Raw genomic sequence first — 24,892 nt, 5'->3', positions numbered from 1 at the left:
ATTTTTATAATTTTATTGTAATGTTTCCGTCAGGTTCACAACAACACGGAAAGATTTCTCTCTTCTTGAATAAAGCAGCCATCGGCTGTTTTATTGAATAGGATACGTTACCTTTTAATATTTGAATACGACAGGCACCACAATAACCAGATTTGCATTGATATTCAACTTTTATATTATTTTTTTCTAAAATTGATAATAAAGAAGTTTTTTTTTTTATAAATTATTGTTTTTTTGTTTATTATTTTGATAGTAAAATTGTTCATTTTATAGTTTAAATTTTTTAAATTCTTGATTAGATATTTCTGATTCTATTTGGCCTACTAGATATGAACTAATTTCTGTTTCTTGAGGAGCTGATTGTATATAATCAGAATTTAGCCAAGAGTTTATCCATGGAATTGGATTCGATGTTTTTTCAAAAGGCATTTTAAAACCTATTCCATGCATCCGGAAATTAGTAATATATTCTATATATTGACATAATATGTCTTTATTTAGTCCTAGCATTGAACCATCTTGAAATAAATATTTAGCCCATTTTTTTTCTTGTTCTGCAGCAGATATAAATATTTTGATTGCTTCTTCTTTGCATTCTAAAACTGTTTTTTTCATATTTTCATTATTTTTTTCGTTATTTAAAATGTTTAAAATATGCTGAGTTCCAGTTAAGTGTAATGCTTCATCTCGAGCTATTAATCTGATAATTTTGGCATTTCCTTCCATTATCTCTCTTTCAGCAAATGCGAATGAACAAGCAAAACTAACATAAAATCTAATAGCTTCTAACACATTTACACTAATCAAACAAAGATACAGTCTTTTTTTTAATAAGTTTAAGTTAATTTCAATTCTTTTTCCATTAATTTTATGATTTCCTTCTCCAAGTAAATGCCAATAAGCTGTTATTTTGATTAATTCGTCATAATAAATAGAAATATCTTGAGCTCGATCATTAATATTTTGATTAGAAATAATATCATCAAATACAATAGATGGATTATTTATAATATTTCTAATAATATGTGTGTATGAACGTGAATGAATTGTTTCTGAAAAAGACCATGTTTCAATCCATGTTTCTAATTCAGGAATAGATACTATAGGTAAAAAAGCGATATTAGGACTTCTTCCTTGAATAGAATCGAGTAAAGTTTGATATTTTAAATTACTTATAAAAATATGTTTTTCATTAGATGGTAATTTTTGAAAATCTATTCTATCTTTAGATAAATCGATTTCCTCTGGTCTCCAAAAAAATGAAAGTTGTTTTTCAATTAATTTTTCAAAAATACTATATTTTTGTTGGTCATATCTCGCTATATTTACAGATTGTCCAAAAAACATAGGTTCTTTAAGTTGATTATTTTTCTTTTTTGAAAAAGTTGTATAAGACACTTATGTTACACCTGAAAAATTGATATTTTTTTATTAAATTTATTTTATTATATCGTACAAGAACCACTTGTACAATTGTCTTCTTTTATGTTTTCAGAGGATTTATTAAAATTTTGATTATCTTCAGCGCCATCACGAGTATTTTGATAATAAAGAGTTTTTATTCCAAGTTTATATGCTGTAAGCAAATCATATATAAGCTGTTTTACAGGTATTTTTTCGTTTGAAAACCGTTTTGGATCATAATTAGTGTTAGCTGAAATAGATTGATCAATAAATTTCTGCATGATTGCTACAAGTTCTAAATATCCTATATTATTCGGTATATCCCAAAGCAGCTCATATTCAGATTTTAATTTTTTATATTCTGGAACTACTTGTTTTAGCATTCCATCTTTTGAAGCCTTAATGCTGATAAAACCTCTTGGGGGTTCGATACCATTAGTAGCATTAGATATTTGAGATGAAGTTTCTGAAGGCATTAAAGCTGATAAAGTAGAATTTCTTAATCCATATTTTTTAATTTTTTTACGCAATTTATTCCAGTTTAAATGTAGTGGTTCATTGCATATTAAATCTACATCTTTTTTATATGTATCAATTGGAAGCTTACCTAAATAATAATTAGTTTGATTAAATAATGAACAAGATCCCTTTTCTTTAGCTAATTCACAAGAAGCTTTTAGCAAATAGTACTGTATTGCTTCAAAAGTTTTATGTGTTAAATTCTTAGCACTACCATCTGAATAGCGTACTTTGTTTTTAGCTAAATAATATGCGAAATTAATTACACCAATGCCTAAAGAACGTCTTGAAATAGCTGATTTTTTTGCACATACTACTGGATAGTTTTGATATTCTAATATTTCGTCTAACGCTCGTACAGATAATATAGATAATTCTTTAAGATCACGTAAATCACTAATTAAACCCAGATTAAGAGCAGATAGAGTACAAAGTGCAATTTCTCCATTTCTATCATCAATATTATTTAATGGTTTTGTAGGTAGTGTAATTTCTAAACATAAATTAGATTGTCTTATTGTTGCTAACTTAGAATTAAATGAACTGTGTGAGTTACAGTGATCTACATGTTGTATGTAGATACGTCCAGTTGACGCTCTTTCTCGCATAATTAAACAAAATAAATCAATTGCATTAATACTTTTTTTTCTTATATTATTATTTTTTTCATATTTAATATAATTTTCTTTAAATTTCTTTTGATCAGAGAAAAAAAATTCATATAAATTAGGAACGTCAGAAGGACTAAATAACGTAATTTTTTTTCCTAGTAGCATTCTTTGATACATGAATTTATTAATTTGTACAGCATAATCAAGATGACGAACTCTATTTTCTTCAATTCCTCGGTTATTTTTTAAAACTAATAGGTTTTCAATTTCTAGATGCCATATGGGGTAAAAAACAGTTGCAGCGCCTCCTCTAACTCCACCTTGAGAACAAGATTTTACAGCGCTTTGAAAATGTTTATAAAAAGGAATGCATCCAGTATGAAATGCTTCTCCATTTCTAATAGGGCTCCCTAAAGCCCGAATTTGACCGGCATTAATACCGATTCCCGCTCTTTGAGAAACGTATTTTACAATTGCGCTAGTTGTAGCATTAATAGAATTTAAATTGTCTGCGCATTCAATTAATACACAAGAACTAAATTGACGAGTTGGTGTTCTTACTCCTGACATTATTGGTGTAGGTAAAGAAATCTTAAAAGTAGAAATTGCATTATAAAAGCGTTGAATATAATTCATACGAACATTTTTTTTGTACTTAGAAAATAAGCAGGCAGATATTAAAATATATAAAAACTGTGCACTTTCATATATTTTTCCAGTAACACGATTTTGTAGTAAATATTTTGCTTCTAATTGTTTTACCGCTGCGTAAGAAAAGTTCATATCACGCCAATGATCAATAAAGGAATTCATTTTCATATATTCTTCAAAAGAATAATTTTTCAATAATGTTTCGTCATATTTTCCTAAATTAACCATTTTTTTCACATGATGATAAAGAATTGGTGGTTCAAATTGACCGTAAGCTTTTTTTCTAAGATGAAAAACAGCTAGTCTTGCAGCCATATATTGATAATCAGGTGTATCTTCAGAAATTAAATCTGCTGCAGCTTTAATAATTGTTTCGTGTATGTTCACAGTACTAATATTATTATAGAACTGAATACGTGAACGTAACTCAACTTGAGAAACAGATATATTGTCTAATCCTTTTGATGCCCAATTCAAAACTTTATGAATTTTATCTAAATTTATTTTTTCTTTTTTTCCATTACGTTTAGTGACAAACAAACTATTTTCCATATTAAATTAACCTATTTTAAAAAAATATATTATAAATATTGTTTTTGAAAATTAGTATGATTATTTTTTTATATAAATGGTTTTTTATTAAAATATTTTTTATATAGGTTCTACAATTCTTTGTAAAGCAACAACTTTTTCATTTTTTGATGTTCTTATTAATATTACACCTTGTGTGTTTCTTTTTAAAACACCGATTTCTGAAGCTCTAATTCTGACTAGTGTTCCTGCGTTAGTAATCATCATAATTTGATCTTTTTCTACAACTTGTATAGCACCAATAATTTTTCCGTTTTTTTTAGTAATTTTTATTGAAATTACACCTTGTGTTGCACGTGATTTAATTGGAAAATCAGCTATTTTTGTACGCTTTCCATAACCATTATTAGTTGCTATTAAAATACTTTCTTTTTTTTGTGGAACGATTAGAGATACGACTTTATCAGTTTTTGAAATTTTAATGCCTCTTACTCCAGAAGCTGTTCTTCCCATTGTTCTAACACTATTTTCTAAAAACTGAACTACTTTTCCATTTTGTGTAAATAGCATAATATTATTATTGCCGTTTGTTAATGCAACGCCAATGAGTTCATCATTTGTTCTTAAATTAATTGCTATAATTCCTGCAATTCTAGGTTTTTTAAATTCTTTTAAAGAACTTTTTTTGACTATACCTTGCGCAGTAGCCATGAAAATATTTAGATCATCTCTAAATTCGTGAACAGGGAGTATTGCTGTAATTCTTTCTTTTTTGTTTAATGGTAATAAATTTACTATAGGTCTGCCTCTTGCGTGCCTGCTGGATTCAGGTAATTGATAAACTTTCATCCAATATAGTATCCCTCGACTAGAAAAACATAGTATGGTATCGTGTGTATTAGCTACGACTAAACTTTCTATAAAATCTTCTTCTTTAATTTTAGCTGCTGATTTACCTTTTCCACCTCTTTTTTGAGCGTTATAATCAGAAAGAGGTTGATATTTAACATATCCAGAATGAGATAAAGTAACTACTACGTCTTCTTGATTAATTAAATCTTCAATGTTGATATCAGCGTTGTTTTCTGTAATTTCTGTTCTTCTTTGATCTCCAAAATTATTTTTTATCGATATTAACTCGTCTTTAATAACTTCTTGCATACGATCAGGATTTTTTAAAATTTCTTTTAACTCTTTACTCTTTTCGGTCAAATAATTGTATTCTGAAATAATTTTATTTTTTTCTAAACTTGTTAATTTATGTAATCGTAAGTCTAAAATAGCTTGCACTTGTTCTTCAGTAAAATAATAATTATTATTAGTAATTTTTTTTGTGTTTTCTATTTTTTTTTCTAAACTTTGTTCTGTATATGTAAGATTTTTATAAATCCATCTTTGCTTTATTATTAATTCTTTCGCTTCAAGTGAACTTTTAGCTTTTTTTATTAAATCAATAATATAATTAATGTTAATTAAAGCTACATTTAACCCTTCAAGTATGTGAGTTCTTTTACAGGTTTTATCTAATTCAAAAATACTACGACGCGTAACTATTTCTTTTCTATGTGATAAAAAATATTTTAATATCTCTTTTAGAGATAAGGTTTTTGGTTGTCCCTGACACAATGCAACCATGTTTATTCCAAAAGACACTTGTAGTTGAGTTAGAGAATAAAGTTGATTTAGAATTATTTCTGATATAGATTCTTTTTTAATTTCTACGACAATTCTCATTCCATCTTTATCAGATTCATCACGTAAAGCAGTTATTCCATCAATTCTTTTATCTTTTACTAGTTCTGCTATTTTTTCAATTAAACGTGATTTATTTACTTGATAAGGAAGTTCATAAAAAATAATTGATTCTTTTTTATTTTTTTTATTTTTTTCAATTTTATTTCTAGCACGAATATAAATTTTTCCTTTTCCTGTTCGATATGCTTCTTCAATTCCTTTCTTTCCATTAATAATTCCTGCAGTTGGAAAGTCTGGTCCTGGAATATACTTAATTAATTCTTGTAATGTAATATTATTGTCTTTTATATAAGCTAAGCATCCATCAATTATTTCATTTAAGTTGTGCGGTGGAATGTTTGTTGCCATACCTACAGCTATTCCTGATGATCCATTAATTAAAAGATTTGGTATTTTAGATGGGAGTATTTCTGGAATATATTCTGTTCCATCATAATTTGGAATAAATTCGACAGTGTTTTTTTCTAAATCAGTTAACAATTCATGAGATATTTTAGACATGCGGACTTCTGTATACCGCATAGCTGCTGCTGCATCTCCATCAATCGAACCGAAATTCCCTTGACCATCTATTAACATGTAGCGCAATGAAAAATTTTGTGCCATGCGCACGATTGAATCATATACGGCAGAATCACCGTGTGGATGATATTTACCTATGACATCTCCTACTACTCTAGCAGATTTTTTATATGATTTATTCCAGTAGTTATTTAATATATGCATTGCAAAAAGTATTCTTCTGTGGACAGGTTTTAAACCGTCTCGAACATCTGGCAAAGCTCGCCCTACTATTACAGACATGGCATAGTCTAAGTAAGAGCTTTTTAATTCTTTTTCAATATCGACTTGCATAATTTCTCGAGCGAGATCTTTCATATCAACTATTTTCTCTTTTTTTTTGATTAATAGAATTAAATTAAGTTTAAAATTATAACATAGTTAAAGTATTAGATGCATGGAAAGAAGTGATTCTAAATTATGTAAATATTGTTTACAATTACATGTTGTCAATAACTAAAAAATATTTTTTATATTGTTTATTTTTAATGAAAGTATTAAAATAATGATTTATTAGAGTAGTTAATATAAATAAACATTAATCTTAGAAGTGATAGTTTTTCTAATATTTAATTAAAAACGAGATACTTTATGAAAGATGAAGAAAAAAGTTTAATAGAAAATTTATTTCATCGTTTGAAAAAAACTGAGATAAATTCTTCTGAACGCGATGATATAGCAGATGATTTAATTCAAAATTTAGTGAAAAAACAGCCGTATTCTTCTTACTATATGGTACAAACAATATTAGTTCAAGAAACTGCTATAAAAAAAATGAGTTTAAAAATTGAAGAATTAAAGAATAAAATATCAGTTTTAAATTCAGATCAAGTAAAGAAAAAACCAAGTTTTTTGTCAAGTTTTTTAAGAAAAGATCCATCTTCTCAATCTGAATCATACAATAACAATATATGGAAAAAAAATCAGAACACCTTAGAATCATGTAATACAAATGTTCCAATGTCTTCAACGGCGACTACTACAGCAAGCAGCAACAATAGTGGTTTTCTTAAAAACGCGTTACAAACAGCGACAGGTGTAGCAGGAGGTATGATTTTAGGTAATATGTTGATGAATATTTTTAATCATACTGCACCAGAAGAAGAAATTTTTGGCAATATTAATCAATCTTCTATATCTAATATAGATGAATATGATACTATCGAAAATAATAATGCCAATTTAGTGAATTATGAAAATGAAAATGAATTAGCTGAGGATTATTCTGATAATAATAATTTTTCTAATTCTGATGATAATAATTTTTCTAATTTTAATGAAACAGAAAATGTTGACGATAGTGGAATTAATGATGATAATTTTATTTAAAAATTAAATTAAAGTTATTAATAGTTTATTTTTAAATTAAAAATAAAGCCAGCATATTTTCTTGCTGACTTTAAGATCATTTTTTAACTTTTATGAAAAATGTTTTTTTAAATATGAAGAAACTCCTTCTTGAGAAGCTTTCATTCCTTCTTTTCCATGCTTCCAATTTGCAGGACACACTTCTCCATATTTATTGTAAAAATCTAAAGCGTCTATCATTCGTATCATTTCATTAATATTACGTCCGAATGGAAGATCATTAACAACTTGATGACGTACAATCCAGTTTTTATCAATTAGAAATGACGCTCTTAATGCTATATTTAATTCTGGATGTTCAATACCGTAAGATTTTTGAATATCATGTTTTATATCAGAAACCATAGGAAATTTTATTTTTCCGATTCCTCCATTTTTAGGAAGGGTATTTTGCCATGCTTGATGAACAAAAACGCTATCAATTGATACACCAACAATTTTTACATCTCTTTTTCTAAAATCTTCGTAAGTTTTATTGAATTCCATAATTTCAGAAGGACAAACAAAAGTGAAATCCATAGGCCAAAAAAATAGTACGATTGCTTGACCTTTAGAGTATTTTTTCAAGTCAAAATTATCTATAATTTCACTATTTTTTAAAATTGCAGGTGCTATGAAATTTGGTGCTTTTTGTGTTACTAAAGTCATTTTTTTTCCTTTAATTTAACAAAAAATATAATAAGAATATATATTCTTTATACAAGAATAATTTTTTTTTAATAAACAATTATATTTGAAATTAATTTTTTTTAAAACTGGAGGTGTTATGAACAATAGTTTAACGTGGAAAGATATTTTATCTCAAGAAAAAAAAAAATATTTTTTTACAATTATTAATTTTCTTAAAAAAGAACGTTTAAAAAAGACAATATATCCATCTTCGAAAGATATGTTTAATGCTTTTTTATTAACTTCTTTTAGTGCAATAAAAGTTGTTATTATCGGACAAGACCCATATTATTCTAATAATCAAGCTCATGGATTAGCTTTTTCAGTTCCTAAAAATCATACTATACCACCTTCTTTAAAAAATATATATAAAGAATTAAACAGTGATTTTAGAAAAAGTTTTGTATTTTATCATGGTTGTCTTGAAAATTGGGCTACTCAAGGTGTTTTTTTACTAAATACTATTTTGACTGTTGAATCAGGAAAACCAAAATCTCACTATAATATAGGATGGAATGTTTTTACAGATAGAGTAATCTCTCTTATTAGTTATTACAAAGAATTCATTGTTTTTTTAATTTGGGGTAATGATGCAAAAAAAAAATGTAATTTAATTGATACAAAAAAACACTATATTTTAAAGACATCTCATCCTTCTCCTTTATCTGCACACCGTGGTTTTTTAGGGTGTAAACATTTTTCGAAAACCAATAAAATTTTGCTTAAACATAAAAGAAATCCAATTGATTGGTTTGGAATTTAAAAATAGAAAAAATTTTGAAATTTTTTCTATTTTTATATAATTTAAAACATTTAAAAACTAAAAATTTTAAAAAATATATTTTTTGTATTAATATGAAGAATATTTTTAATTTTCAGATATTATAACCGTCGCTTTACGAAGAAGTGTGTTTTTAAAACTAAAACCCTTTTTCTTTACAGAAATAATATGATTTGGTTCTGTTTTATTTGATGATTCTATTGAAATAGCATCATGAATTTTTGGATTAAAAATCTCATTTTTTTTACCTTCTATTTTTACTCCAAATTTAACTAATATACTTAGCAAAGATTTTAATGTTAATTCTATTCCTTGTATTGATGGTTCATCGTTTAAATTGAATTTTTTAGACATTATTAATATATCTTCAAGATTATTTATAATAGGAATTATTTGTTTAAAAAAATTTTCTATTTCTGTATTTTTGATATTCGTTATTTTTTTGTCTATATTTTTTTTAATATTTTCTATATTTGCTAAATGTCTTAATTTAATATTATGTATTTCTTTTTGATTTTCTAATATTTTTTCTTTTAATTCATTAATTTTTTTATTTTGAAGTATTAATTCATCGTCTTTTTTTTCTTTATTTTTTTCTGAATCATTTTTTTTTTCAGTATTGTTATAGTTTGTTTTTTTCTCTTGATTATTCATAATATCACCATTTTAAATGTTATTAATTAAATATAGAGTTTTTGATATGTCTTTCAAAGTAATGTTTTTATTAAAAAACATATTTTTTTATTGGGAAATTTAATGCAATGAAACAATATTTTAACTGTATTGGTATTGTTGGACGTCCGCGTCATTTAAGTGCATTAACAACACATGAAATACTTTATAAATGGCTAACTAAAAAAGGATATCAGGTTTTTATTGAATATAATGTTTCTAAAAAACTAAATTTAAAAAACCCTAAAACTGCAACATTAACAGAAATTGGTCAATTATGTGATTTAGCTGTTGTAATAGGTGGAGATGGAAATTTATTGTTTACAGCTCGTATTTTATCATATTTTAATATTAAAATCATTGGTATTAATCGTGGCAATTTAGGTTTTCTTACAGATCTAAATCCAGATAATAGATTTAAAAAACTTTCAGAAGTTTTGTCTGGAAAATATTCGATAGAGAATCGTTTTTTATTAGATGTGACTATTTATAAAAAAGAAAAAATTTCTAAATCCAGTATTGCAATTAATGAAATTGTTTTGCATCCAAAACATGTAGCTCATATGATAGAATTTAATGTTTACATTAATGAAAATTTTGCTTTTTCTCAACGTTCAGATGGATTGATTATTTCGACTCCAACAGGTTCAACAGGTTATTCACTTTCAGCTGGAGGACCTATTATAGAGACTTCTTTAGAAGCTATTTTATTAGTACCTATGTTTCCTCAAACTTTATCTTCTCGTCCTTTAGCAATTCATAGTGACAGCGTAATTTGTTTAAGATTTTCTGATATAGAAACTGATTTAAAAATTAGTTGTGATAGTCAAATAGTACTGCCGGTTAATAAAAACGAATATGTACTTATTCGTCGCAGTGATTATTATTTAAATCTTATACATCCTAAAAGTTATAACTATTTTGAAACTTTAACTTCAAAATTAAATTGGTCCAAAAAATTTTTTTAGATTATTAAAATTTTTAATGATATTTAATTTAATAATTAATATTAAGTTTTTCATTAGAACAATTTTTAGCATAAAAGTGTTTATACTTTGAATTTTTTTTATAGTTAAAGATTGTTATTAATTACATTTCATATAAAATATTATAGGAAGTGATTTTTTAATGAGTAATCAGATTTTTTTAAGAATATTATTAATGCTTTTTTTATTTTCTAGTTGTGCAGTATTGGAGAAAAAAAATCATGTTTTAAATAATTTAAATGAGTCTTATTTTGATTTAAATAAGTTTGAAAAAAATTATAAAGGAATGACAAAAGAACAAATAATTTATATTTTTGGCAATCCAATTATTTCTGATTCTTTTAATGATGTTTTTCACTATATTATTTGTAAAAAAGAAAATAAATTTGGATGTCGTCAAAAAACATTAAATATTTTTTTTATTGAAAATAAAGTATCAAAATTAGATATTCAATGAACTATTTTTTATATTTTTGGAGCTGGCGGGATTTGAACCCGCGTCCAAAATGTCTATAAATAAAGATACTACATGCTTAGTTTTTCTTTACTGATTATTCATCGCTTAATTTGGAAGAACGCATTTTAAGCGTATAGCTTGAAAATTATTTTCGTGTCACTGTCAAGCTTAGTGCTCACGTTGTTCTCTTTAAATTTTGACCTTTCTTAAAAATTTCTCCTTCTTCAAGAGATAAGTTAGAGATGAAAGGGCTTTAAACAGTGTTTTAAGCTGCTAAAGCGTAGTTTTGTTTGTTATTTGCAGCTATTTTTTTACGGTTTTTTATCGAGGCAAACCGTTCCTCGGCATGCACTTTATTTTTTTGATAATTTTGTCGAATCCAAAAACAGCCCCATAATTTAAAATTAAATTTCGCTACTTAGTATTGCAAAAAAAAATAAAATTGTCTATAAAATATTTTTCAAAGTGTTTTTAAACAAAAATTTTATTTTTCAGTTTTTTAACTTTTTTTTGGAAAAATTATGAATATAATTGAAAAAATAAAACGTCAAATTAAAGACAACATCATTTTAATTTATATGAAAGGTACACCTCAATCTCCTAGTTGTGGTTTTTCAGCTCAAGCAGTTCAAGCTTTATCTGTTTGTGGGGAAAAATTTGCATATGTTGATGTTTTAGAAAATTTAGATATTAGAAAAGAATTGCCGAAGTACGCTAATTGGCCAACGTTTCCTCAATTATGGATAAAAGGAGAGTTAATTGGTGGATGTAGCATTATACTTGAAATGCTAGAAAGTGGAGAACTAAAAAAAATAATATCTAATGCAGTATTAAATTCTAAATAATAAATTTAAAAAAATAAGATATGACATTATGCAAAAAAAATTAGGATTTTATTGTTAATGTCATATCGTTTTTATAAAGATTTTAAAAATATTATTTTCATTGCATACCTAATATAAATTTTACTTGCTTTTTTCAATATTTACAGGCCATCCACCTAAACCTTTCCAACGATTTACTATTTTGCAAAAAAGATTAGCTGTTTGCAAACTATCATATAGTGCTGAATGCGCTTGATTATTGTCAAATGACAAGCCCATTGCTTTACATGCTTTTGCTAATACAGTTTGACCTACAGCTAATCCACTTAATGTAGCTGTATCGAATGTGACAAACGGATGGAAAGGATTATTTTTAATTTTAACTCTTTGAATAGCTTCCATTAAAAAATTATGATCAAAATGTGCATTATGAGCGACAACGATTCCTCGAGTGCATCCTTGTATTTTTATTCCCTTTCTTACTTTTTCTAATATTGATTCAACAGCTAATGTTTCACTAATAGCTCCACGCAAAGGATTAAATGGATCAATTTTATTAAAAGCAATAGCATCAGAATTGATAATAGATCCCTTAAATGGTTTTATATGAAAGTGAAGTATATCTTCTTTATGCAACCATCCTAATTTATCCATTTTTAAAGTTATTAACGCAATTTCTAATACTGCATCAGTTTTTGGATTAAACCCTGCTGTTTCAATGTCGATAACAACAGGATAAAAAGTTCGAAAGCGATTACTTAATAAATTGAATTCTTGAGTTGTAGACATCAAAATCTCATCATTTAAAACACTTGGTGTTTAATATAGTTAACTTTTGATTTATTTTTATCAATCTTGTAAGTTATATTTTTTTGATTTTATTGATAGATAAAATATTAAAAATGAATCAAAAAGTGAGTAGTGAAAAATATTTTTTGTAAAAAATTTTAAATAAAATTAATTTTCTAATAAAAGAACATTATTTTATATTTTTTAATTTAGATATTGATTAAATATTTACTATGATTCTTGTTTATAACCAAATAATTGTACTATAATTTAATAAAACATTTAAGATTAAATTATTAATTTAATTTTAAATTTATTATTTTATTTTTTTATTTTTTATTTTAGGAAAAAAAATGAGCTATTTCTTACCTAATTTATCTTATTCATATAATGCTTTGGAGCCTTTTTTTGATGAAGAAACAATGAAAATTCATCATACAAAACATCATCAAAATTATATTAATAATACTAATTCTATTTTAGAAAAAACAAGTTTTTCTTCACTTTCAATTGAAGAGTTAATGTCTATTTTTAATGAAATAAGTTTAGAAAACAAAACTGCATTGCGTAATAACGCAGGGGGACATATAAATCATAGTTTGTTTTGGAAAGGTTTAAAAATTGGAACATCATTGCAAGGTGATTTAAAATCAGAAATTAATAAACAATTTGGAAGTATTGAAAGTTTTAAAAGAAAGTTTGAAGATGTTGCCTTAAATCATTTTGGTTCAGGTTGGGTTTGGTTAGTAAATCAAAACGGTTTATTGTCTGTAGTATCTACAATTAATCAAGATAATCCATTAATGGGTAAATCAATATCCGGTACTTATGGTTACCCTATTATTGGATTAGATATTTGGGAACATGCTTATTACTTAAAATATCAAAATAGACGATTAGACTATATTAAATCTTTTTGGAATGTAGTGAATTGGGATGAGGCATCTGATCGTTTTTTAAAATAATTTTTTTGAATTAATTTTATTTTATGAAAATTGTTTTTTTTAATATAAATTTTTAATTAATAAATATTTTTAATATTTTATAATGAAAACATATAATATCATTATATGTTTTCATTTTTTTCATTAATTTAAAAATATAAAAGGATTCTTTTTGAATAAAATAAAGATGATAGTAGGATTATCTAATCCTAAAAAAAAATATCACAAAACGCGCCATAATGTTGGATCATGGTATATTTATACCTTAGCAAAATATTATTGTAGTGTTTTAAAAGAAGAAAAAAAATTTTTTGGTTTTACTACTTGTTTAAATATAAAGTCAAATTTAATTTATTTACTTGTACCTAATATTTTTATGAATATAAATGGTTATTCAGTTCATAAAATGGCTTCGTTTTATAAAATTAGTTTAAGTCAAATATTAATAGTACATGATGATTTAGATTTAGATCCTGGAATTATAAAGTACAAATATAGTTATGGACATAGTGGTCATAATGGATTAAGAAACATTATTAAAGAATTTAACACTCAGGTAAATTTTTGTCGATTAAGAGTTGGAATTGGTCGTCCAAAAAATAAAAATGAAATATCATCTTTTGTACTTTCTATACCTGATTTTAGAGAATTAAATTTAATTCAGAAATCTATTTCATATGCGATAAAAGAAAATTTTACATTATTAAATTTTATACAATAATCAGATATAAAAATTTTTAAATTCTAATTATTTATCGTAATTTTAAGGTGTATAAAAAATGGGTTTTAAATGTGGAATCATAGGATTACCTAACGTAGGTAAATCAACTTTATTTAATGCCTTAACTAAAGGTAATTCAGCAGTTGCTAATTTTCCATTTTGTACTATTAAGCCAAACATAGGGATTGTTTCAGTTCCTGATAATCGTATTAATAATCTTGCTAAGATCATTGTACCAGAAAAAATAGTAAATGCATTTATAGAATTTGTAGATATTGCTGGTTTAGTAAAAGGTGCATCTAAAGGTGAAGGTTTAGGCAATCAATTTTTAAGTAATATACGAGATACTAATGCTATTGCTCATGTTGTACGCTGTTTTAAAGATGATAACATTAGTCATGTTTATGATCGAGTTCAACCTCAAATCGATGTTGACATAATTAATTCTGAACTTATATTAGCAGATTTTGAAACTTGTGAAAAATCTGTATTAAAACTAAAAAAGCAACTTAAATTTAATAAAAAAGAGATAGAAGAAAAATTAGTTGTATTGAACAAATGTCTTATTCATTTAAAAAATTTTTCAATGTTAAAAACCCTTTCTTTAAATCAAAATGAAAAAAAAATTATTAGTTATTTACGCTTTTTAACTTTAAAACCAATAATGTATATTGCTAATATTAATGAAGGAAAAGAATCGCATTTTTTTTTGAATGAGTTAGAAAAAATAGCTAAAAAAGAAGGTTCTTTAGTTATTCCAATTAATTCAAATCTAGAATTAGATCTAGTAAATATGAATCAAGATGAACAAAAATATTTTATGAAATCTTTTAACATAATTGATTTAGGATTAAATAATATCATTAAATCGGGTTATAAAATACTTGATTTAATAACATTTTTTACTGCAGGAATAAAAGAGATTCGTGCATGGTCTATACCGAATGGCAGTACTAGTCTTCAAGCTGCTGATAAAATACATAGTGATTTTAAAAGAGGTTTTATTCGTGCACAAATTATGAATTATTTAGATTTTATAAAATATAAAAGTGAAGCTAAAGTTAAAGAAGCAGGTAAATATAGAAGCGAAGGAAAATTTTATCAAATTGAAGATGGTGATATTATTAATTTTTTATTTAACGTTTAAAGAAAAATATTTTTTGATAAAAAATTTGTTAGAGAGGATAAATTTAATTTTCCTCTCTAATTTTTTTTATTTTTCTAGTAGAAATTCTTTTAATTTATTAAAATCAGGATTTATGTTATGAGATAATAATGGTAAATTAGTTCTATTTTTCAGTTCTTTTGGTAATAAAATATTATTTTCTAATATTTTTTCGACAGTATCTTTAAATTTAGATGGATGCGCAGTTCCTAAAAATAAACCAAATTCGTCTTTTTTTAATTGATCACGCAATAATCTATAGGCAATTGCAGCGTGTGGTTCAGATACGTAACCTAGTTGAAATAATTCTTTCAGAGTTTCTTGCGTAATATTATCTGATACACTTCCGAATCTTAATTCTTTTAAATTCCATTTTTTCCGACGAAATAATTCTTCAATTCGAGGCCAATTGTTAGGACGACTAATATCCATTGCATTGGAAATTGTTGATATAGTTTTTTGAGGGTTCCACTTTCCACTGCTAAGAAATCTTGGAACTGTATCATTTGCATTAGTGCATGCAATAAATGATTTAATCGATAAACCAAGAGATTTAGCTAATAAACCTGCTGTTAAATTACCAAAATTACCGCATGGAACAGCTATAACTAAGTTTTTTCTTTGTTCTTCAGAAATTAATGAAAAAGCTTCAAAATAATAACATATTTGAGCTAATAAACGACTAATATTAATGGAATTTGCAGAATTTAATCCTATTAATTCTTTTAATTTTTTATCGTCAAAAGCTTTTTTAACTAATTTTTGACAATCGTCAAAACTACCGTTGATCGATATAGTTTTTATATTTTTCCCTAAAGTACAAAACAATTGTTCTTGTAATACACTTATTTTCCCTTTTGGGTATAAAATAATTACTCGAATGTTTTTCATTCCATAAAATGCATGCGCAACTGCAGCACCAGTATCTCCTGATGTTGCAGTTAAAATAGTGAAAGATTCGTTTTTTTTATTAAGAGATAGTATCATTTGGGCCATAAAACGTGCACCAAAATCTTTAAATGCTAATGTTGGTCCATGAAATAGTTCAAAACAACTTATGTTTTTATTGATAGAAACTTTTAATGGTTTTGAAAATGAAAATGCTTTTTTAACATTTTCATATAGAATTTCTTTAGATATTTCACTGCTAATAAATTTAGAAAGTATTTCAGTACTTCGTGTAATAAAATCCATTTTTAATATTTTTAATAATTCTACAGGTGTAATAATTGGCAATTCTACAGGAAAAAACAAACCTTGTTTCTGTCCCAATCCAAGTTTTACAGCAGTTTCAAAGTTTACTTGTTCGTTATGGTTTTTTAAATTATAAAGTTTCATTTTTTATCCTATTTTGCGTACACCTTTTAAATCTACACAACAAATATGAACAAATCCTGTTTTATTTTGTAAATAATTATTTTTGAGCCATAAAGATATTTTTTCAGCAGTCTTTATATTATCAGAAATTGCAAAAATAGTAGGACCTGAACCAGATATCCCACAACTTATTGCTCCAATTTTTTTAATTTTTTCCTTGGCGTTTAGAAAATTAGGAATTAATTTACTGCGATATGGTTCTGCTATAAAATCTTGCATACATCTAGCTGCTAAATGAGATTGTTGAGTATACGATGCATGAATAAAACCTGCTAAATAACGACTATTTTTAACACAAATATCTTTTTTGTATTCTTTAGGTAAAATCTTTCTTGCTTCTGCAGTAGAAACTTTAACTCCTGGCCAAGCAATAATCCAAAGCCAATTTTTAAAATTAGGCAGTTTTTGACTTATAACGTCATTGTCTTCTAGTATTAATTGAAGACCCCCTAAGTAAGATGGCGCTACATTATCATAATGAACGCTTCCTGATATTTCACCTTCTATTTCACCCATAAGTAATAATAATTCTTTTGAATTCAAAGGATTATTACAAATTTGATTAATTGCTACTAAAGTAGAGACTACTGAGCAAGCACTGGATCCTAGTCCCGATCCGATTGGCATGTTTTTTTCGAGAATTATAGAAACTGGAATATTTTTTTTTATTACTTTACAGAATTTAAACCAACATTTCCAAACAATATTTTGTTCTTTATTTATAGGTAATTTATTAGAAAAAATACCTTTATTAATCAGTTCAAATTTTTTTGATAACTTAACTGTTACACAGTCGCCTAAAAAAGTACCATTTATTGGTATAATTGCTGCACCTAAAATATCAAATCCAACTCCAACGTTAGCAATAGAAGCTGGTGCATAAATTTTAATCATTACTGTACTCCGATGATGTTTATAATATTATACGTAGTAAGTCGGAAAACACCCCAGAGGCAGTAACATTATTACCCGCACCGTATCCTCTTAGTACAAGAGGGATTGGTTTATAATAGTTTGTATAAAATGTTAATGCGTTTTCACCATTTTTTACTTTATATAATGGATTATTATTGTTTATTTCTTCAATTTTTACTGAACATATACCATTTTTTTCTATACTTCCAACAAAACGCAGTACATTTCCTAAATTACGTGCTTTATTAACTCTTTTTGTAAACGATAAATCTAATTCTTGTAATTTAATCAAAAATTCTTCAGAATTTTGATTATTTTTAAATTTTTCTGGTAGTATAGGTTCAATGCTTATATCTTTCAGTTCTATTGCATATCCAATTTCTCTAGCTAAAACTAATAATTTTCTAGCCACGTCGATTCCAGATAAATCATCAAATGGATTTGGTTCAGTAAAACCCAATTTTTGTGCTTCTTTAGTAGCCTCTGATAAAGATATACCTTCTTCTAACTTTCCAAATATATAAGATAACGAACCAGATAATATACCTTTAAATGATGTAAGATAATCACCTGTATTAAATAAATTTTGAAGTGTATTTATAACTGGCAATCCAGCTCCTACGTTAGTTTCATACAAAAATTTTTTATTTTCTTTTAATGCAGTAGTTCTAATTTCGTTGTAATATTTTAAAGAATTTGTATTAGCTTTTTTATTCGAAGTAACTATATGAAAACCATTTTTAATAAAATGAACATATTGTTTTGATAAAAGTTCATTAGATGTACAATCAATGATGACTGAATTAGAATCTAAAGTATTTTTTAATATTTTATTTAATATTGTTAAATTAAATTCTTCTTTTGATTTTTTAAAATTTTCTTCCCAATTATTTAAAGTAATAAAATCATTTAAAAAAAGTAATTTTTTAGAATTAGCAATCATACGTAATTTTATTTTTATATTTTTTTTCTCTAAAAATTTTTCTTGTTTTAATATTTGTTTTAATAATGCTTTTCCAACTCCACCTATTCCAATTAAAAAAACATTTATAATTTTTTTCTTAAAAAACAATGCATTATGAATATTTTGTACACCTTGCAAAAGATTTTCTTTTTTAATCACTACTGATATAGAATGTTCTGAAGATCCATGTGCAATTGCAAGTACATTAATTTTCGATGAACCTAAAGAAGAAAAAATTTTTGATGCGATATTATTTTTTTCAGAAATATTAGAACCAATAACTGATAAAATAGCTAAATTTTTTACTATATTTAAACTATTTAATAATCCTTCTTTTATTTCTAATTTAAATTCTTTTTTTAATGTTAGAAAAATATAATCAACGTCTTTTTTTAAAGTACAAAAATTGATTTTATTTTCTGAAGATGACTGTGTTATTAAAATAATCTCAATATTTTCTCTTGCAAGTGTACTAAATATACGTGAAATTATTTTTCCTGAATCTTTTAAACAAGACCCAGAAATATTGAACATAACTATATTATCAAGATGTGTGACTCCTTTTAGAAAATTTTCATTTGAATTATTTTTTTGACAAATTAAAGTTCCCTTAGCATGAATATTATTAGTGTTTTTTATAATGCATGGTATTTGAAATTGGGAAATCGGTTCAATAGTACGAGGATGTAATACCTTAGCTCCAAAATATGATAGTTCCATTGCTTCTTGATACGATATTGATTCTAATAAGTGAGCATTAGAAACGATTCTTGGATCTGCTGTGAAAACACCGTCAACATCAGTCCAAATTTCACAACATTTCGCATTTAAGCAAGAAGCTAAAACTGCTGCGGAATAATCAGAACCATTACGACCTAGTACTACTAATTCTCCTTTTTTGTTTCCTGCAATGAATCCAGGCATTAAAATAATATTTTTTTGATTTATATTTATTTTTTTAATACGCTTTTTGGATTCTTTTATATCAACAGTAGAATCTAAATAACTTCCTGTTGATAAAAGATTTTCAACTGGATTTAAAATGGTAACTTCATGATTTCTAGACTTTAATATGTTTTTCATAATAATAACTGAAAGTATTTCTCCACGCGATATTATGATAGGTTGAATACTTTCTGGGCATTGTTTGATTAAAAAAACACCATTTATTATTTTTTTTAATTTATTAAATTCTGTTTGAATTTTTTCTTTTGAATTTTCGTATGGAAAAAGTGATTGTATTTTTTTAATATCTTTTATTAATTCAATAAAAATATTTTCTGCGAGATTGATTTTTTTGAGAATTTCATCATTATCAATTTTTTTTTCAATGATTGTAACTAAATAGTTAGTTATTTTAGCTGGAGCAGAAAGAACAACTGCAGTTTGTTCTTTTTTATTTTTTTTTTCTATAATATCTGCTACACATAAAAACTTTTCTGCGTTAGCTAGCGAAGTTCCGCCAAATTTTAATAGTTTCATATTTTTTTTTTATATCCTTAAATTTATATCATAAAAAACCCGCATTATTCGTGAGCGGGTTTTTATTAAATATATACATTGTCTCATATTAAGTATGATTAGTTATAATAAATAAAAACAGTTCTTCTACTAAAGAAGAAACGATAAGCAGTAGATATTAATATGTTTTACGTAGTATCCTTAGACATAAATCAACAAAACTTTAAAGCAAGTTAATTAATTTATTGAATAGTGTTATTTAATAAGATTTAGAGCTGTAATTAAGAATATTTTTGTTTTTTTAAGTATAACGTATATTTTAAATATTATTAATTTTATCACAGATTTAGTTTATTAATATTGTAATAAATTATTAGGAAAAAAAAGATATTTTTTCTATTAAAAAACTTTTATTTTTTTATATGATATGTTTAATTATTAAAATTATTATTTTTATATAAATAATAATATGTTTTTTATTGATTTTAAAAAATATTAAAAATTTTAATTGTAGAATAAATTTTACTTAAAAAATTAAAAATGAATTTGATTATTTTATAATTATATTTCTATTAAATTAATACTATTTTTCTATTAGTAATTTGATTTTTATAACATAATGATTATTATTAGTGCAATAGTTAAAAAATAAATATTTTTGTTTGTAAATTTTTATATTAAAATTTTTTAAAAAAACTGTGTTTATTCAATAAATATCAAAAAATCATTTTTTAATATAACAAATTTCAACATACACTAAAAACTTAGTTAATATTATGAAACATACTATCAAAGTTATTATTTCGGAAAAAGAACTAGATATTCGCGTTCGTGAACTAGGTAAAGAAATTACTAAAAAATATAAAAATAGCGAAAATAAAATAATATTAATTGCTTTACTACGTGGTTCATTTGTGTTTGTAGCAGATTTATGTCGTAGAATTAAAATTGAACATGAAGTTGATTTTATGACTACTTCTAGTTATGGACGTGGAATGATTTCTACTGGAGATGTAAAAATTATAAAAGATTTAGATGAAGATATTTATAATAAAAATGTTTTAATTGTTGAAGATATTATTGATTCTGGAAAAACCTTGAGTAAGGTATTAGGTATTTTAAAATTAAGAAATCCAAAGTCATTGTCTATTTGTACTCTTTTAGATAAACCAGAATGTCGTGAAGTGGATATTAATGTTGATTTTATAGGTTTTTCTATACCTGACGAATTTATGGTTGGTTATGGAATAGATTATGCTCAATCTTATCGATATTTACCATATATAGGAAAAGTAATTTTTAAAAAGTAAAGAGTTTTTTTAATTTTTTAGTGTAATTTTTTTATTGTCAATTAATCGAGTTTTCCCCAACCAAACTGATGCTAGTACAATAATACTTTTACTTGGTTTACATATAGAATCAAGTGTTTTAGGATCATATGCATTAAATATATCAATATAAAATCCTTTTTTTCTAAGATATTCTCGTGATTCTTGAATGGTTTTATGAATGTTTTTTCCTTTTTTTTGCCTAATAATATTGCATGTTTTTTTTATAGTTTTATATAAAAAAGGTGCTTTTTTTTGTTCTGAAATGCTCAGGTTTTTATTTCTTGAGCTAAAAGCTAATCCGTTTTTTAATCTTATTGTAGGTACACTGATAATTTTTATAGGATAATTTAATTCTTTAACTAATTTTTTTACAATTAATAATTGTTGATAATCTTTTTCTCCAAAGAAAGAAAAGTTTGGTTGTACTAAATTAAATAATTTGCAAACTATTGTTGTTACGCCAACAAAATGACCAGGACGTGCTTTACCTTCTATAATTTTAGATAGTTTAGGTACGTCAATATATGTATGATTTTTTAATCCAATAGGATACATTTCATGTATATCAGGATAAAAAAGAATTTCAATTTTTTCTTTTCTTAAAATACAACAATCTTGTTCAAAAGTTTTAGGATATTTTTTTAAATCTAATAAATTATTAAACTGCATGGGATTGATAAAAATACTTACGATTACAATATCTACATACTTTTTTGCTGATGAAATAAGTTTTATGTGACCATGATGTAAATTTCCCATTGTTGGTACTAATCCAATTACTTTTTTCTTTTTTTTTAATTCTTTTATTTTTTTTTCTAATATATGTACATTTTTTATAATATTCATTGTCATCTCGCAATTTTAAAAACTATATTTTTCATTAGGAAAATTACCATTTTCAACTTCACTAATGTATTTTTTAACAGCATTTTGAATGCTTCCACTATCAGAAAGAAAATTTTTTACAAATTTTAGTTTTTTTCCATCAGTTATTCCTAACAAATCTTGCATGACAAGTATTTGTCCGTCAGTATATTTACCTGATCCTATACCAATCACTGGAATAGATAAGTTTTCAGTTATTTTTTTAGCTAAAAGTGAAGGAATACATTCTAGAATTAACATTTTTATACCCGCTTCTTCTAGAATAGAAGCTTCATCTATTATTCTTTGTGCGTCATTTTGTTCTTTTCCTTGAACTTTATAACCACTTAAATAATCAACAGATTGTGGAGTTAATCCTATATGTCCACAAACTAATATTGATCTTTTCGATAGTTCTTTTATGGTTTTAACTAACCATTTTCCACCTTCTATTTTTATCATATTAGCTCCAGCTTGTATAATTTTAGCTGTATTTTTTAAAGTTTCTTTGACTCCAAAATAAGACATAAATGGTAAATCAGACAATAAAAAAGAATTGGGTGAACCTTTTCTAACAGCTTTTGTATGATATTCAATATCTTGAATTTTTACAGATAATGTAGAATTATGGCCTTGAATAGTCATCCCTAGAGAATCACCTATAAGCATTATAGGAATACCTTCATTTGAAAATAGTCTAGAAAAACTGAAGTCATAAGCTGTGATAGCAGCGATTTTTTTTTTATTTTTCTTCCAGTTTTGTATTTTTGAAATAGTGATAGATTCCATTGTTACCTACTTTTTTTAAAAGAAAATAATTAATTAATTTTAAGAAAGGATACTCGAGATAATTTAATATATCAATCGAATATCCTAATCTAAACATGTTAACCAGCCATTTGTTTTTCTCGAATTTCTGCTAATGTTTTACAATCAATACAGAGATTTGCAGTTGGTCTAGCCTCTAAGCGACGAATTCCGATTTCAACGTCACAAGAACTACAGTAACCAAAGTCTTTATCTTTTATTTTTTTCAAAGTTTCTTGTATCTTTTTTATTAATTTACGACTTCTATCTCTGTTTCTTAGTTCTAAACTGAATTCTTCTTCCTGAGCAGCTCGATCAATAGGATCTGGAAAGTTAGTTGATTTGTCTTGTATATAAAGTAAAGTGTGATTAATTTCAATTTTTAATTGATTTTTCCATGTTTCGAGAATTTTTTTAAAATGTAACATTTGTTTTTCATTCATGTATTCTTCATCTATTTTTTTTTGATAAGGTTTCAAACCAGCAATAGAAAGAACATTTAGAGATGACGTTTTTTTGCGTTTTTCTTTTTCCATATTTTTGTCCAATGAAATATTTACATGTATTTAAAATAAAAAATATATTTTTAAATATTAATTATTGATGATTCGTGTTATTTAAAAAACATTTATCTTAAATAAGAATACAAAAATCATTTAGATATTATTATTTTTAATTAAAAATGAATTTTAATATTCAAAAAAAATAAAAATAATTATTTTAAATAATATTAACATAAACTTGAGTGAAATATATTTTTATACAAATATATTAATTTAAATAATTGTATTTTTAATTAAAAAAAACATTTTTTATGTATTCATAGGAAATTTAATAAATGAAAGAAAAAAAAATTAAGAAATTTGCCTTGGGAGTAGAATATGATGGAAGTTATTATCATGGTTGGCAACGTCAAAAGGGATTTCCTACTGTTCAAGAAGAAATAGAGACAGCTTTGTCTAAAATTGCAAATCATCCAGTAAATACTGTATGTTCCGGTCGTACTGATGCTGGTGTTCATAGTGTAGGACAAGTAATACATTTTACAAGTACTTCTGTTAGAAGTGACTTTTCTTGGACAGTTGGAGTAAATACTTATTTATCTAAAAATATTTCTGTCAAATGGGTGAAGGAAGTTTCACAAAGTTTTAGTGCTCGCTATAGTGCTATTTCTCGTTCTTATCGTTATATCATATATAATAATAGATGTCGTTCTGCTATTTTTTCTAGTAAATCAAATCATGTTCATAAAAAATTAAATATTGATAAGATGTTTGTTGAAGCACAATCCTTATTAGGAGAGCATAATTTTTCATCTTTTCGTGCTTTAGGTTGTCAATCAAATTCTCCTCGAAGAAAAATAACCAATTTAAATGTTTGGCGTTTAAAAAATTGGGTAATTATTGATATTACTGCTAATTCTTTTTTATATCATATGGTTCGAAATATTGTTGGTTCATTAATTAAAATCAGCAATTATACAGAAAAAAATTGCATTAAAAAACTATTAGATAAAAAAGATAGAAACTATGCAGGTCCTACTGCTCCAGCTCAAGGTTTATATTTATTCTTTGTAGAATATCCTATATATTTTAATTTACCTGTATTAAAAAATGATTTTATTATTTAAAGAAAAAATCAACGTTAAATTTTTTTTTAAAATATTTTCTTTTTTTAATATATTTAATTTATTTATATTTTATAAATTACATATATTATTAAAATAAAAATTTATTTCTTTTGTAAATAAAAAATTTTTTCATTA

22 protein-coding genes, 1 other RNA gene and 1 pseudogene are annotated in these 24,892 nt (G+C 25.1%); 10 read left to right on the top strand and 14 right to left on the bottom strand.

From position 1 onward, the window contains the following. Positions 1 to 4 precede the first annotated feature (4 nt). From yfaE to gyrA, 4 genes and pseudogenes are all read right to left on the bottom strand, one after another. Positions 5 to 266 (bottom strand): annotated as a pseudogene (yfaE, locus tag D8S97_RS02870) (class I ribonucleotide reductase maintenance protein YfaE). A gap of 1 nt (position 267) precedes the next feature. Beyond that, complete coding sequence (gene nrdB, locus D8S97_RS02865) at positions 268 to 1,398, bottom strand: class Ia ribonucleoside-diphosphate reductase subunit beta (RefSeq protein WP_158361523.1); 1,131 nt, start codon at positions 1,396 to 1,398, stop codon at positions 268 to 270. A 47-nt stretch (positions 1,399 to 1,445) separates the two neighbouring features. Then, complete coding sequence (gene nrdA, locus D8S97_RS02860; RefSeq protein WP_158361521.1) at positions 1,446 to 3,737, bottom strand: class 1a ribonucleoside-diphosphate reductase subunit alpha; 2,292 nt, start codon at positions 3,735 to 3,737, stop codon at positions 1,446 to 1,448. 99 nt (positions 3,738 to 3,836) lie between these two features. Continuing rightward, entirely contained in the window at positions 3,837 to 6,350 is a 2,514-nt protein-coding gene (gene gyrA / locus D8S97_RS02855) for a DNA topoisomerase (ATP-hydrolyzing) subunit A (RefSeq protein WP_158361519.1), read from the bottom strand. Between the two features lie 273 nt (positions 6,351 to 6,623). Here gyrA and D8S97_RS02850 point away from each other — a divergent pair, with 273 nt between their 5' ends. Then, entirely contained in the window at positions 6,624 to 7,361 is a 738-nt protein-coding gene (locus D8S97_RS02850) for a DUF2076 domain-containing protein (protein WP_158361517.1), read from the top strand. A gap of 90 nt (positions 7,362 to 7,451) precedes the next feature. On the opposite strand, the gene D8S97_RS02845 is transcribed toward D8S97_RS02850, so the two are convergent. Beyond that, a complete protein-coding gene (locus tag D8S97_RS02845; protein WP_158361515.1) occupies positions 7,452 to 8,048 on the bottom strand; it encodes a peroxiredoxin in 597 nt (198 codons plus the stop codon). Between the two features lie 118 nt (positions 8,049 to 8,166). Here D8S97_RS02845 and ung point away from each other — a divergent pair, with 118 nt between their 5' ends. After that, a complete protein-coding gene (ung, locus tag D8S97_RS02840; RefSeq protein ID WP_158361513.1) occupies positions 8,167 to 8,832 on the top strand; it encodes a uracil-DNA glycosylase in 666 nt (221 codons plus the stop codon). 105 nt (positions 8,833 to 8,937) lie between these two features. Here the strand turns inward: ung and grpE are convergent, their stop codons facing one another. Continuing rightward, positions 8,938 to 9,504 carry a nucleotide exchange factor GrpE gene (grpE, locus tag D8S97_RS02835; RefSeq protein WP_158361510.1) on the bottom strand — a complete coding sequence of 189 codons (567 nt, stop codon included), beginning with the start codon at positions 9,502 to 9,504 and terminating at the stop codon, positions 8,938 to 8,940. A 107-nt stretch (positions 9,505 to 9,611) separates the two neighbouring features. On the opposite strand from grpE, the gene nadK reads away from it, so the two are divergent. Then, positions 9,612 to 10,490 (top strand): NAD(+) kinase, encoded by an 879-nt coding sequence (gene nadK, locus D8S97_RS02830; RefSeq protein WP_158361508.1) that lies wholly within the window; start codon positions 9,612 to 9,614, stop codon positions 10,488 to 10,490. Between the two features lie 160 nt (positions 10,491 to 10,650). Further along, positions 10,651 to 10,965 carry an outer membrane protein assembly factor BamE gene (bamE, locus tag D8S97_RS02825; protein WP_158361506.1) on the top strand — a complete coding sequence of 105 codons (315 nt, stop codon included), beginning with the start codon at positions 10,651 to 10,653 and terminating at the stop codon, positions 10,963 to 10,965. Between the two features lie 16 nt (positions 10,966 to 10,981). Here bamE and ssrA read toward each other — a convergent pair. Then, positions 10,982 to 11,358, bottom strand: a transfer-messenger RNA (tmRNA) gene (gene ssrA, locus D8S97_RS02820). Between the two features lie 128 nt (positions 11,359 to 11,486). On the opposite strand from ssrA, the gene grxD reads away from it, so the two are divergent. After that, positions 11,487 to 11,810, top strand: coding sequence for a Grx4 family monothiol glutaredoxin (gene grxD / locus D8S97_RS02815; RefSeq protein WP_158361504.1), 324 nt, complete (start codon positions 11,487 to 11,489; stop codon positions 11,808 to 11,810). 120 nt (positions 11,811 to 11,930) lie between these two features. Here the strand turns inward: grxD and rnt are convergent, their stop codons facing one another. After that, positions 11,931 to 12,578: a ribonuclease T gene (rnt, locus tag D8S97_RS02810; protein WP_158361502.1), complete on the bottom strand. Its 648-nt coding sequence runs from the start codon at positions 12,576 to 12,578 to the stop codon at positions 11,931 to 11,933. A gap of 353 nt (positions 12,579 to 12,931) precedes the next feature. On the opposite strand from rnt, the gene D8S97_RS02805 reads away from it, so the two are divergent. From D8S97_RS02805 to ychF, 3 genes are all read left to right on the top strand, one after another. Beyond that, positions 12,932 to 13,543 carry a Fe-Mn family superoxide dismutase gene (locus tag D8S97_RS02805; protein WP_158361500.1) on the top strand — a complete coding sequence of 204 codons (612 nt, stop codon included), beginning with the start codon at positions 12,932 to 12,934 and terminating at the stop codon, positions 13,541 to 13,543. Between the two features lie 166 nt (positions 13,544 to 13,709). After that, positions 13,710 to 14,243, top strand: a complete 534-nt coding sequence (gene pth, locus D8S97_RS02800; protein WP_158361696.1) for an aminoacyl-tRNA hydrolase — start codon at positions 13,710 to 13,712, stop codon at positions 14,241 to 14,243. A 58-nt stretch (positions 14,244 to 14,301) separates the two neighbouring features. Then, positions 14,302 to 15,390: a redox-regulated ATPase YchF gene (gene ychF, locus D8S97_RS02795; RefSeq protein WP_158361498.1), complete on the top strand. Its 1,089-nt coding sequence runs from the start codon at positions 14,302 to 14,304 to the stop codon at positions 15,388 to 15,390. Between the two features lie 66 nt (positions 15,391 to 15,456). Here ychF and thrC read toward each other — a convergent pair whose 3' ends face one another. The 3 genes from thrC to thrA are packed head-to-tail and all read right to left on the bottom strand — an operon-like array spanning position 15,457 to position 20,146. Further along, a complete protein-coding gene (thrC, locus tag D8S97_RS02790) occupies positions 15,457 to 16,746 on the bottom strand; it encodes a threonine synthase (protein ID WP_158361496.1) in 1,290 nt (429 codons plus the stop codon). Between the two features lie 3 nt (positions 16,747 to 16,749). Further along, positions 16,750 to 17,679, bottom strand: a complete 930-nt coding sequence (thrB, locus tag D8S97_RS02785) for a homoserine kinase (protein WP_158361494.1) — start codon at positions 17,677 to 17,679, stop codon at positions 16,750 to 16,752. Between the two features lie 19 nt (positions 17,680 to 17,698). Then, entirely contained in the window at positions 17,699 to 20,146 is a 2,448-nt protein-coding gene (gene thrA / locus D8S97_RS02780) for a bifunctional aspartate kinase/homoserine dehydrogenase I (RefSeq protein WP_158361492.1), read from the bottom strand. 755 nt (positions 20,147 to 20,901) lie between these two features. Here thrA and hpt point away from each other — a divergent pair. Next, positions 20,902 to 21,435 (top strand): hypoxanthine phosphoribosyltransferase, encoded by a 534-nt coding sequence (hpt, locus tag D8S97_RS02775; RefSeq protein WP_158361490.1) that lies wholly within the window; start codon positions 20,902 to 20,904, stop codon positions 21,433 to 21,435. Between the two features lie 9 nt (positions 21,436 to 21,444). On the opposite strand, the gene panC is transcribed toward hpt, so the two are convergent. The 3 genes from panC to dksA form a co-directional block, all read right to left on the bottom strand. Continuing rightward, positions 21,445 to 22,302, bottom strand: a complete 858-nt coding sequence (gene panC / locus D8S97_RS02770; RefSeq protein WP_158361488.1) for a pantoate--beta-alanine ligase — start codon at positions 22,300 to 22,302, stop codon at positions 21,445 to 21,447. Positions 22,303 to 22,317: 15 nt separating this feature from the next. Continuing rightward, entirely contained in the window at positions 22,318 to 23,109 is a 792-nt protein-coding gene (gene panB / locus D8S97_RS02765) for a 3-methyl-2-oxobutanoate hydroxymethyltransferase (protein WP_158361486.1), read from the bottom strand. 98 nt (positions 23,110 to 23,207) lie between these two features. Further along, positions 23,208 to 23,663: an RNA polymerase-binding protein DksA gene (gene dksA, locus D8S97_RS02760; RefSeq protein WP_158361484.1), complete on the bottom strand. Its 456-nt coding sequence runs from the start codon at positions 23,661 to 23,663 to the stop codon at positions 23,208 to 23,210. A gap of 302 nt (positions 23,664 to 23,965) precedes the next feature. Between dksA and truA the strand changes: the two genes are divergently transcribed. Continuing rightward, a complete protein-coding gene (truA, locus tag D8S97_RS02755) occupies positions 23,966 to 24,757 on the top strand; it encodes a tRNA pseudouridine(38-40) synthase TruA (RefSeq protein WP_158361482.1) in 792 nt (263 codons plus the stop codon). The last annotated feature ends 135 nt before the right edge of the window (positions 24,758 to 24,892 follow it).

The sequence above is a fragment of the Buchnera aphidicola (Rhopalosiphum maidis) genome, assembly GCF_003671935.1.
Lineage (GTDB): Bacteria > Pseudomonadota > Gammaproteobacteria > Enterobacterales > Enterobacteriaceae > Buchnera > Buchnera aphidicola_AL.
This window is presented reverse-complemented; position numbering and strand designations above follow the sequence as displayed.